General features: G+C 72.8%; 11 protein-coding genes and 1 pseudogene. 6 read left to right on the plus strand and 6 right to left on the minus strand.

Annotation, left to right across the window (positions count from 1 at the left end):
- Both GTW40_RS20780 and GTW40_RS20785 read right to left on the minus strand, forming a co-directional pair.
- On the minus strand, positions 1-1,027 hold a 1,027-nt coding region (locus GTW40_RS20780), incomplete at its 3' end, for a serine/threonine-protein kinase (protein ID WP_161181704.1).
- Positions 1,028-1,218: 191 nt separating this feature from the next.
- The gene (locus GTW40_RS20785) at positions 1,219-1,959 is read right to left on the minus strand and encodes a VOC family protein (RefSeq protein WP_161181705.1); all 741 of its coding nucleotides are present in this window, start codon (positions 1,957-1,959) and stop codon (positions 1,219-1,221) included.
- A gap of 133 nt (positions 1,960-2,092) precedes the next feature.
- Here GTW40_RS20785 and GTW40_RS20790 point away from each other — a divergent pair, with 133 nt between their 5' ends.
- From GTW40_RS20790 to GTW40_RS20800, 3 genes are all read left to right on the plus strand, one after another.
- Positions 2,093-2,728, plus strand: coding sequence for a TetR/AcrR family transcriptional regulator (locus tag GTW40_RS20790; RefSeq protein ID WP_161181713.1), 636 nt, complete (start codon positions 2,093-2,095; stop codon positions 2,726-2,728).
- Between the two features lie 102 nt (positions 2,729-2,830).
- Entirely contained in the window at positions 2,831-3,517 is a 687-nt protein-coding gene (locus GTW40_RS20795) for a pyridoxal 5'-phosphate synthase (protein ID WP_161181706.1), read from the plus strand.
- Positions 3,518-3,625: 108 nt separating this feature from the next.
- On the plus strand, positions 3,626-4,825 hold the full coding sequence (locus GTW40_RS20800) for an NAD(P)/FAD-dependent oxidoreductase (RefSeq protein WP_161181707.1): 1,200 nt from the start codon (positions 3,626-3,628) through the stop codon (positions 4,823-4,825).
- On the opposite strand, the gene GTW40_RS20805 is transcribed toward GTW40_RS20800, so the two are convergent.
- A complete protein-coding gene (locus GTW40_RS20805; protein WP_202486195.1) occupies positions 4,809-6,149 on the minus strand; it encodes an MFS transporter in 1,341 nt (446 codons plus the stop codon). The two genes, GTW40_RS20800 and GTW40_RS20805, sit on opposite strands and share 17 nt — an antisense overlap.
- Before the next feature lie 38 nt (positions 6,150-6,187).
- On the opposite strand from GTW40_RS20805, the gene GTW40_RS20810 reads away from it, so the two are divergent.
- Positions 6,188-7,183, plus strand: coding sequence for a helix-turn-helix domain-containing protein (locus GTW40_RS20810; RefSeq protein ID WP_161181709.1), 996 nt, complete (start codon positions 6,188-6,190; stop codon positions 7,181-7,183).
- Here GTW40_RS20810 and GTW40_RS20815 read toward each other — a convergent pair.
- The 3 genes from GTW40_RS20815 to GTW40_RS20825 all read right to left on the minus strand — a co-directional run bounded on the left by GTW40_RS20815 (position 7,180) and on the right by GTW40_RS20825 (position 9,465).
- Positions 7,180-7,563, minus strand: a complete 384-nt coding sequence (locus tag GTW40_RS20815) for a VOC family protein (protein ID WP_161181710.1) — start codon at positions 7,561-7,563, stop codon at positions 7,180-7,182. The genes GTW40_RS20810 and GTW40_RS20815 overlap by 4 nt on opposite strands.
- A gap of 325 nt (positions 7,564-7,888) precedes the next feature.
- Positions 7,889-8,506, minus strand: a complete 618-nt coding sequence (locus GTW40_RS20820) for an ATP-binding protein (RefSeq protein ID WP_161181714.1) — start codon at positions 8,504-8,506, stop codon at positions 7,889-7,891.
- Between the two features lie 578 nt (positions 8,507-9,084).
- Complete coding sequence (locus GTW40_RS20825; RefSeq protein WP_161181711.1) at positions 9,085-9,465, minus strand: STAS domain-containing protein; 381 nt, start codon at positions 9,463-9,465, stop codon at positions 9,085-9,087.
- 337 nt (positions 9,466-9,802) lie between these two features.
- On the opposite strand from GTW40_RS20825, the gene GTW40_RS20830 reads away from it, so the two are divergent.
- Together GTW40_RS20830 and GTW40_RS20835 are read left to right on the plus strand one after the other, a co-directional pair.
- Positions 9,803-10,366 (plus strand): sigma-70 family RNA polymerase sigma factor, encoded by a 564-nt coding sequence (locus tag GTW40_RS20830; RefSeq protein WP_161181712.1) that lies wholly within the window; start codon positions 9,803-9,805, stop codon positions 10,364-10,366.
- Positions 10,363-10,804, plus strand: a pseudogene (locus GTW40_RS20835) (hypothetical protein); the annotation flags it as partial. The gene GTW40_RS20830 and the pseudogene GTW40_RS20835, both read left to right, overlap by 4 nt.

The raw sequence follows: 10,804 nt of genomic DNA on the forward strand, positions 1-10,804 counted from the left end.
CGGTGTCGGGGCCGCCCAGCGGGACGGGCGCCGGGGAGGGCACGACGGGGGCGTACGACGGCGGCGGGGGCATGACGGCGCGGCCGCCGCTGCGCGGCCCGGCGGACAGCGGGGCGGGCTTGGCGGGCGGACGGCCGCCCCGGCGGGCCTCGATGAGCGCGACGGCCTTCTCGGGCAGCCAGGCGGAGGCGGTGCCGGAGTCGTCGGAGCCGGAGCCGAACAGATGTGGGGCGAGCTGCGCCTGGAGGTCGGCGGGGCTGGGGCGTCCCGGGGCCTCCATCTGCATGCAGGCGTCGATCAGCGGGCGCAGCTCGTCGGGGAGGCCGGTGACGTCCGGGCCCTCGCGCAGCAGCATGAACACCGTCTCGACCGGGTTGGCCCCATGGAAGGGCGGGTGCCCGGTGGCGGCGAAGACCAGGGTGGAGCCGAGCGAGAACACGTCGCTGGCGCCGGTGACGCTGCGGGAGTCCTTCGCCTGCTCGGGCGACATGTAGGCGGGGGTGCCGACGGCGACGTTCGTCATCGTCAGCCGGGTGTTGGACACACCGGAGGCGATGCCGAAGTCGATGACCCGGGGGCCGTCCTCGACCACGAGCACGTTGGACGGCTTGAGGTCGCGGTGGACCAGGCCCGCGCCGTGGATCGACTGGAGGGCCTCGGCGACGCCCGCGGCGAGCCAGCGCACCGCCTGCGCCGGGAGCGGGCCGCAGTCGTTCACTATCTCTTCGAGCGAGGGCGCCGGGACGTAGGCGGTCGCCAGCCAGGGCACCGCCGCGCGGGGGTCGGCGTCGACGACGGCGGCCGTGTAGAAGCCGGAGACCGCGCGGGCCGCCTCCACCTCGCGGGTGAAGCGGACGCGGAAGAGCTGGTCCTCCGCGAGCTCCGTGCGGACGGTCTTGATCGCCACGCGCCGGCCGGACGCCGAGCGCGCCAGATAGACCAGCCCCATGCCCCCGGCCCCCAGCCGGCCCAGCACCTCGAACGGCCCGATCCGCCGCGGGTCGTGCTGCGTCAGCTGATCCACCACTTGCCTGCCACCTCCCCGTACGAGCCGCGTCGCCCACCTGCGGACGCGGCCGTAGTGCAGCGTCTCACCACCGCACCGCCCTGGCGGCACGCACCCCGATTCTTCCTGGCCGGGCGGCCGGTTGCGAACCCGGCCACCAATCGGGGTGTGTCGTGCCCAATCCCGTCATTTCGCCGCCGCGCGGTGCTCCGTCACCGGTGCAGCAGCGCGAACGACGCCCCCTGATTGTCGGTGACGACGGCCACACGTCCGTACGAGGCGTCGAAGGGCGGCACCTGGACCCGGCCGCCGAGCCGCCGTACGGCCGCGAGGGCGGCGTCCAGGTCCGCCACCCGGAAGTGGACGACGAAATGCGGGGGCATCTCGGCCGGGAACGCGTCGGTCACGTGCGCGCGGCCGAAGTCGGGCTCGGTGCCGGAGCCGAACAGCGCCTCGTGGAAGAGGGCGCCGTAGAAGGCGTTCGCGGCGGCGGTGTCGCGGGTGTACAGCTCGGCCCAGACGAACGTGTCCGGCTCGCGGCTGCGCCCGAATCCGGAGAGCGAGCCGGGCTGCCACAGCCCGAAGACGGCGCCCTCGGGGTCGGCGGCGAGGGCGGCGGCACCCAGGCCGTCCACGGGGAAGGGGCCGGAGATCAGGGTTCCCCCGGCCTCGGTGATCCGGCGGCCCAGCGCGCGGGCGTCCGGGGTGGCGAAGTAGACCGTCCAGACGGTGGGCATCCGCCCGTCCGTCTTCGGGGCGAGCGCGGCGACGGGTTCGCCGTCCAGGCGGGCCCACACCAAGCCGCCGAGGGCGCTGTGGGCCTTCTCGGCGGGCTCGAAGGTCCACCCGAAAAGTTCACCGTAGAACCGCTTGCCCGCCTCGACGTCGGGCAGTTGCGCGTCGACCCAGCAGGGCACGCCCTCGCCGTACGCCGGTGCACTGTTTTCGGCCATATCGTCAAAGTAACCGCGACGCGCGCACCCCGCAGACCAGGGAAATCGCCCCGAGATGGCCGGGCACCCCATTTGCAGTCGGCCGAATAGCGCTCCTGCTCCCCGTCGGTAAGCTGACGGCATGACAGGACAAGTGCGTACCGTCGACGGCCGCGTGGCCGGCCGGCGTGGGCAGGCGACCCGGCAGAAGCTGCTCGACTGCCTCAGCGAGATGCTCAGCTCCTCCCCCTACCGGGACGTCAAGGTCATCGATGTCGCCCGGAGGGCGGGCACGTCGCCCGCGACCTTCTACCAGTACTTCCCGGACGTCGAGGGGGCCGTCCTGGAGATCGCGGACCAAACCGCCTCGGAAAGCGCCGAGTTGGCCGAACTGCTCGCCGGGCGCAGCTGGGCGGGCAAGGCGGGCTGGCAGACCGCGCAGGAACTCGTCGACGGCTTCATGGACTTCTGGCGCCGCAACGACGCGATCCTGCGCGTGGTCGACCTCGCCGCCGCCGAGGGCGACAAGCGCTTCAACAAGCTCCGCATGAAGATCCTGAACGCGGTCAACGGCCCGCTCACCGAGGCCGTCGCCGAACTCCAGGCCAAGGGGCGGGTGGACAAGGACATCAACCCGTCGGCGATCGCCGGTTCCCTGGTCACCATGCTCTCCTCGGTCGCCGCACACCAGAAGGGCTTCTCCGCCTGGGGCGTGAAGCAGGCCGAACTCAAGCCGACACTCTCGCTGTTGACGTATCTCGGTGTGACCGGGAAGAAACCCGCCAAGTAGCGCGTACCCCACGTCCTGTCTGGCGGGCGGTGGTCCACTCGGGTGGGCCACCGCCCGTCCCGCGTCCGGAACGGGCGCGCGACAGCGGGCGATACTCGATCCATGGCACACGAGGAGACCCCGGCCCACCCGGATCTGCACGCCCTGCTGCGCACGCTCGCGGTGTGGCCGCCCGGGGCGACCGAGCTGCGCCCCTTCGACCCGGCCACCGCGCCGCCCTCCCCGCTGCCCCTGTTCACCTCGTGGTTCGCGGACGCCGTGCGCGCGGGGCAGCCGGAGCCGCACACCATGTCGCTGGCGACGACCGACGAGGACGGGAACGCGGACGTACGGATCGTGATGCTGCACGGCGCCGACGCCGCGGGCTGGTCCTTCGCCTCCCACGCCACGAGCCGCAAGGGCCGCGCCCTGGCGGCCCACCCGTACGCGGCCCTCGCCTTCTACTGGCCCGTCCTCGGCCGCCAGGTGCGGGTGCGCGGCCCGGTCACCACCGCCCCGGCCGAGGAGGGCCAGGCCGATCTGCACGCCCGCTCCACCGGCGCCCTCGCGGCGGCGCTCACCGGCCGCCAGAGCGCGGAGCTGGCCTCCCCGGAGGAGCTGCGCGAGGCGTCCGAGGAGGCGTGGCGGCAGGCGCGCGAGAACCCCGCGGAACCGGTTCCCGGGTGGACCCTCTACCACCTGCGCCCCGAGGTGGTGGAGTTCTTCCAGGGCGACGCGGACCGCCGTCACGTGCGGCTGGAGTACCGGCGCACCGAGTTCGGCTGGGAGCGCCAACTGCTCTGGCCGTGAAGCGTTTTCACACCTTTCGCACGACGCACACGTCATCGTTGTCAATCCGCAACCAATTCCGGTCTTGACCGATACCCATCAACCGGGGGTGTGATTACGCTCGCGCTCATGGCCGACTCGCGTCCCTCTCTCGCGCACCTGACCGCGACCCCCGCCGACCGTCCCGTCTATGTCATCGGCGCCGGTCCCGGCGGACTCGCCGTCGCGCACGCCCTCAGGGCGCGCGGGGTGCGGGCGGTGATCCTGGAGAAGGCCGACCGGGTCGGCGCGTCCTGGCGCCGCCACTACGACCGGCTCCGGCTGCACACCACCCGCAGGCTCTCCGCGCTGCCGGGCCTCGCGATACCCCGCGCGTTCGGCCGCTGGGTGTCCCGCGACGACGTGGTGCGCTACCTGGAGAAGTACGCCGAGCACCATGAGCTGGAGATCGTCACCGGGGTCGAGGTCTTCCGGGTGGAGCCCGCCCCGGACGGCGCGGGCTGGCTGCTGCACGCCTCCGGCGGCCGGGAGCTGACCGGCAGCGCCGTGGTCGTCGCCACCGGCTTCAACCACACCCCGCGCCTGCCCGACTGGCCCGGACTCGAGGACTGGGACGGGGAGTTCCTGCACGCGAGCGCCTACCGCAACGCCCGCCCCTTCGCCGACCGGGACGTGCTCGTGGTCGGCGTGGGCAACACCGGCGCCGAGATCGCCGTGGACCTGGTCGAGGGCGGCGCCGCGCGCGTCCGCCTGGCCGTGCGCACCGCCCCGCACATCGTGCGCCGCTCGACGGCGGGCTGGTCCGCCCAGTACACCGGCATCCTGGTACGGCGGCTGCCGGTGCGGCTCGTGGACCGGCTCGCCCGGCCGATGGCCCGCGTCAGCACCCCCGACCTCGCCGAACACGGCCTGCCCCGGCCGGAGTCCGGCCTCTACAGCCGCGTACGCGAGGGCGCGATCCCGGTCCAGGACGTGGGCCTGATCGACGCCGTGCGCAAGGGCAAGGTCGAGATCGTGGCCGCCGTCGAGGGGTTCGAGGACGGCAAGGTGTCCCTCGCCGACGGCACCCGGGTGGCGCCGGACGCGGTGATCGCGGCCACCGGATATCTGCGCGGCCTGGACTCCCTGGTCGGCCATCTCGGGGTGCTGGACAGCCGGGGGCGCCCGGTGGTGCACGGCGCCCGCACCCCGAAGGAGGCGCCGGGTCTTTACTTCACCGGGTACACCAACCCGATCAGCGGCATGTTCCGCGAACTCGCCCTGGACGCTGAGAAGATCGCCCGGACCGTCACCAAACGGCTCGCCCGCGAGGCTACGCGGGCACGGTGAGCACCGGGCGGCGCCGGATCACCAGGACCATCAGGGTCGCCGCCGCGCACAGGGCGCCGGAGGCGTACCAGACCATGTCGTAAGAGCCGAACACGTCGCGGGCGACCCCGCCGAGCCAGGCCACCAGGGCCGCGCCGATCTGGTGGGAGGCGAGCACCCAGCCGAACACGATCGCGGAGTCGTCGCCGTACCGGTCCCGGCACAGGGCCAGGGTGGGCGGGACGGTGGCGACCCAGTCCAGGCCGTAGAAGACGATGAAGAACACCATCGGCGGGTGCACCTCGGGGCCGAGGTTCAGCAGCATCGGCAGGAAGAGCAGCGAGGTCCCACGCAGCGCGTAGTACACGGCGAGCAGGCGGCGCGGCTCGAAGCGGTCGGTGAACCAGCCCGACGCGATCGTGCCCGCCACGTCGAAGACGCCGATGACCGCGAGCAGCGAGGCCGCCGCCGTGACCGGCATCCCGTGGTCGTGGGCGGCGGGCACGAAGTGGGTCTGGATCAGCCCGTTGGTGGAGGCCCCGCAGATCGCGAAGCTGCCCGCGAGCAGCCAGAACGGCCCGGTGCGCGCGGCCCTGGCGAGCACCCCGAGCGTCCGCCGGGCGGCCCCGGTCACCGGCGGCGGCTTGGGCACGAACTCGCTTGCCCCGTACGGCGCGAGGCCCACGTCGGCCGGGTGGTCGCGCAGCAGCAGCCAGACGAACGGGACCACCGCGAGGGCGGCGACGGCGACCGTGACGGCGGCCGGGCGCCAGTCGTGGCCGGTCTCGATCATCCAGGACAGCAGCGGCAGGAAGACCAGCTGCCCGGAGGCGGAGGCCGCGGTCAGGATGCCGCTGACCAGACCGCGCCGCGCGGTGAACCAGCGCCCGGTGACGGTCGCGGCGAAGGCCAGCGCCATCGAGCCCGACCCGAGACCCACCAACAGACCCCAGCACAGCATGAGTTGCCACGGCTCGGTCATCCACACGGTGAGCCCGGAGCCCAGCGCGACCACGGTCAGCGCGACGGCGACCACCCGTCGGATGCCGAAGCGGTCCATCAGCGCGGCCGCGAACGGCGCGGTCAGGCCGTAGAGCGCGAGGTTCACGGAGACGGCGGCGCCGATCGTGCCGCGCGACCAGCCGAACTCCTGGTGCAGCGGGTCGATCAGCAGACCGGGCAGGGAGCGGAAGGCCGCCGCGCCGACGATCGTGACGAAGGTGACGGCGGCGACGAACCAGGCACGGTGCACCCGGCGTCGCCGCCCGGCCGGGGTCCGGGGAGCGGCGGTGGCTTCGCTTGTCTGAGTCACAAGGTCAAGGGTCGGGGCCGCTTGCGCGCGCATCGAGTGGCCCGCAGGACAGTGTTCGTTAGGATCGGGCCATGGCCTCGTCCGGCGAATCCCGTCCGCACCGCGTCGTCGTCCTGGCCCTGGACGGCCTGCTCCCCTTCGAACTGGGCATCCCGCACCGCATCTTCACCCGCGCCCGGGACGAGCACGGCCGGGCGCTCTACGAGGTCGTGACCTGCTCGGTGCGCCCGCCCGGCCCGGTCGTCACCGACGCCGACTTCACCGTGCACGTGCCCCACGGCCCCGAGGCCCTGGCCACGGCCGACACGGTGATCGTCCCGGCGTCGTACGAACTCGGCCCGCTCTACGACGACGGCACGCTCACCCCCGAACTGGCCGCCGCCCTCGCCCACGTCCGCCCCGACACCCGCCTGGCCTCCATCTGCACCGGCGTCTACGTCCTCGCCGCCGCCGGCTACCTCGACGGCCGCCCGGCGACCACGCACTGGTCCGACGCGGACCGCTTCCAGGGGATGTTCCCGGCGATCCGCGTGGACCCGGACGTGCTGTTCATCGACGACGGCGACGTACTCACCTCGGCGGGGGTCGCCGCCGGGCTCGACCTGTGCCTGCACATCGTGCGCCGCGACCACGGCGCGGCCGTCGCCAACGAGGTCGCCCGCCGCACGGTCGTCCCCCCGCACCGCGACGGCGGCCAGGCCCAGTACATCCACCGCCCGGTCCCCGACCCCCAGCTCGCCACCACCACCGCCGCCCGCACCTGGGCCCTCGCCCGCCTCCACGAACCGATCCAGCTCCGCGACCTCGCCGCCCGCGAAGCGATGTCGGTGCGCACCTTCACCCGCCGCTTCCGCGAGGAGGTCGGCATCAGCCCCGGCCAGTGGCTCACCCAGCAACGCGTCGAACTCGCCCGCCGCCTCCTGGAGTCCACCGACCTCCCCATCGACCGCGTGGCCCGCGACTGCGGCTTCGGCACGGCCCAGTCGATGCGGCAGCACCTCCAGCAGAACCTGGGGGTGACGCCTACGGCTTATCGGCGGACGTTCCGGGCGGCCGTGCGTACCTAGACCAGCTGGAGCCGGGTGCGCAGGAGGCAGAACTCGTTGCCCTCCGGGTCGGCCAGGACGTGCCAGTTCTCGGCGCCGGTCTGACCGACGTCCACGGGCCGGGCGCCGAGTGCGAGCAGCCGCTCCAGTTCGGCGTCCTGGTCCCGGTCGGTGGGGTTGACGTCGAGGTGCAGCCGGAGCTTCGCGGGGCGGGGATCGGTGCTGGGGCTGAGGATCAGGGTGGGCTGCGGTCCGCCGAATCCGGTGCCGGGCGGCCCGATCTCGATGCTTCCGTCGTCCTCGCGGCCGAGTTCCACGTAGCCGAGGACCTCGCTCCAGAAGACGGCCAGCCGTTCGGGATCGGCGGCGTCGAGGACCAACTCGCTGATGCGGCATGCCATGAGGGGCAGTGTAGGGAGCCGGACCGTGCTGGACGGGGCGGGAGCTTCGCCGTTCCCGGCAAGTGCTCCCGCCCCGCGCGGACCGGTCGGCGGCACATCCCCCGGGCGTGTCCCCCTGTGCACACCCGGCGCCGTCGGCCGGTGCGACCCACACTCGGCGAGGACTCCGTCACCCCGGCCCTCGCCGTCCCCTCGCGGCGAATCGACGCACACCAGCGTGTTCACACACACTCAACGCGTCAACACCGTACGGGCGGCGAGGACATCCGCGCACTTCGCGGCGCCCGCGCACGGGAGCACGCCCGGCGCATCGCCGGGACAGGGGTCACACGGCCTCGAAGGTGAAGTCCTCGTACGCGGCCATGCCGCCCCCGTACGCCATCGCCACGCCCTCCCGGGGCGGCGAACAGCGGTCCAGTTCGCACCAGATGCTCTTGCCCGCGCCCTCGGCCTGCCAGCCCCAGCGGTCGGCGAGACAGTCCACGAGGGCCAGACCCCGGCCGCCGGTGGCGTCGTCGCCCGCGCAACGCGGCACGGGGGCACGGGAGCTGGCGTCGGCCACCTCCAGGCGCACGGTGGCGGAGACGACGGTCACGCCGGTCTCCTCCTCCGCGTCCCGAGCGGCCTCCGGCTCCGGTCCGCTGGCAGCGCCGGTCGCCTCGGCGCCTCTGGTGTCCCCGGCAGCTCTGGCGTCCCCGGTCGCTCCATCCGCCGCGTCCCGCTCAAGCTCCGGTCCGCCGGACGTGCCGCCCGGCAGGGAGAGCCGTAGCAGGGCCGGACGCCCCGTGTGCACCACCGCGTTGGTCACCAGCTCGGAGACGAGCAGGATCAGGGTCTCGGCCAACGGTTCGTCGGCCGCTATACCGAGCCCGGCGAGCCGGGAGCGGGCCCACTTGCGTGCCCGTCTCACCTCCTCGGGGTCGGGCCGGATCTCCAGCTGCACTTGAAGCACCTGCACCGCTCACACCATCCGAACCGGCGGACACATGACCCCGCGCCACCCGTCGTTCGCGGCACGATCCGCGACGACCGATACGGCGAGGGCCACGATCGTAGCCATTTTCTGCATGGCCAGAACAACGGCCAGAGCAAGGGTCACGGAACGTGATTCCCTTACGAGACAGCATGGTTGACGTACAGTCACCCCAACAAGCGCTTCGGGCATATTCCCGCGCGAAGGAGTACCCGTGCGGCATACTGTGCGACGCGCATGTCGAGGAGTCGAACAATCGGGCCGGTATTCCACCGTCACCCCATGAACAGCGGCGCGCGACACCGAGTCCGGGAACGCCCCAGGGGCATCACCGGCACCACTGGTGCTCGCAGCCACTCGCATCTCACCCAAGGTACCCGAGCGGGGCGCCGACTCCGGGCCGTGACGAGTCGCGGAACGGACACAACCCGATATCGACGCTCAGTGATGCGACTTTGCCACGATCCGCGACATCCGTGGCCATGAATTTCCGCGTCACGACGGTGAATTAACGGAAGATCGTCTTCCGCAACAACTCCCGATCCGGCTCAGGCCGTGAGCGAGTCCGGCTCGTCGGCGGTGGCGGAGGCCACGTCCGCGCGCACGTCGAAGAGGCGCCGTACGCCGAGGGCGCCCAGGACACGGTTCACGTGCGAGCCGTCCTCCGCGCCCCGGTCGGGCAGGATCAGCCGCAGCCGGCCCTGGCAGGAGCGGATGAGACGGCGGGACGCGATGAGCACGCCGACCCCGCTGGAATCGCAGAAGAAGACGTCGGAAAGGTCGAGGACAAGGCTGTGATGCCCCTCGGCCACCACGTCGTGCACCCGCTGGCGCAACACCGGTGAGGTCACCAGATCCAGTTCACCGCAGACTCGGAGCACGGCCCACGCGCCCCGCTCGGCGCCGGTCACTTCGAATGCCACGGCCACACCCCTCCGCTCGGCGGATCTCGCGGAACCGCCCGGAAATGGAAGCAGTCCCTACGTTTCTTTCCGCGCGGCTGCCCAGCGGGCGTTTCCCTGAAACACGAATTGGCAAACCGCGGAGGATCGGCAAAGGTCTTGTTTCGGTCACTATCAATCCTGTTCGATCGGAGTTGGACCATGCAAGAGTGAAGAGCCTGTGAAGGAGGCCCTATCACCTGCGACGCAGCAGGGGGCGCACATTGACACAAAGGGGCGTGCGCTGTCAGACGTGCCGACTACATTCGAGAGAAGGTCACCGGGACACCGGCCCGGACCAGCACCGGGCGAGGGGAGGAACGGCATGGCGCAGCAGGACGTACCGCACCGCTGGGACCGCGTGATGCAGCAGCGGCTGGCGCGCGGGGAGGCGGCGGCGCTCGGTGAGCTGTACGACCGGTACGCCTCGCTGGTGCACGGCCTCGCCCACCGCGTCCTCGGCGAGGAGACCGCCGCCGACGCCCTGACCCGCGAGGTCTTCGCCCACCTGTGGCAGCACCCCGAGACCTACGACCCCCGCCAGGAACCGCTGCGCACCTGGATCGCCTCGGTCACGCGCCGCCTCGCCGTACGGCGGCTGCGGGACGACGAGACGGCCGCGCTGGCCGGGGACGGCGGCTCGCCGGAGGAGGTCGAGCACAAGGTCCGCCGCGCGGCGGTGGCCGCCCGCGCCGACTACATCGTCCACTCGATGCCCCAACCCCTGCGCGCCGCCCTGGAATTGGCCTACTTCCAACGCCGCGACTACCGCCGCACCGCCGTGGATCTCGACGTCACCGAGGACGAGGCCCGCCGCCGCCTCCGCCTCGGCCTCCAACTCCTCTCCACGGCCCACGACACCCCACCGCCCGACGGGGGAACCCGATGACACCCCACGACCCCCGCGCCGACGGGACCCCACAAGTCCCCCGCCCCGGCACGGGCAACACGCCGAGCGGCCGGACTCCGGCGGACGAGCAGAGCGTCCGCCCGCCCCGGCACGACCGAGAGTCGCCCGCGCCCGACACCGAGGAACGCCTGCCCCGCCAGCAGCGCCGCGAGGGGGCTGCCGCCCTGGAGAACGGGGAACCCGGAACGGAAGGCACCCGGGGGCGACCCGCCATGGAGGGCGCCTGGGCTCGCCCCGGCGAGGACCAGCCGGGCGCGGAGGACTTCGAGGCACGACCCGGCGACGGACTCTCCGGCACGGAGGGCGTCCAGGCGTGGTCCGACGGCGAACAGCATGGCGCGGAGGACTTCGGTGCGGCGGACGCAGCGGGGCGGCCCTGCGGGGCACACCCCGGTGCACAGCGCTTCGGCGCATGGC

The organism is Streptomyces sp. SID4985 (genome assembly GCF_009863025.1).
Taxonomy (GTDB): Bacteria; Actinomycetota; Actinomycetes; order Streptomycetales; family Streptomycetaceae; genus Streptomyces.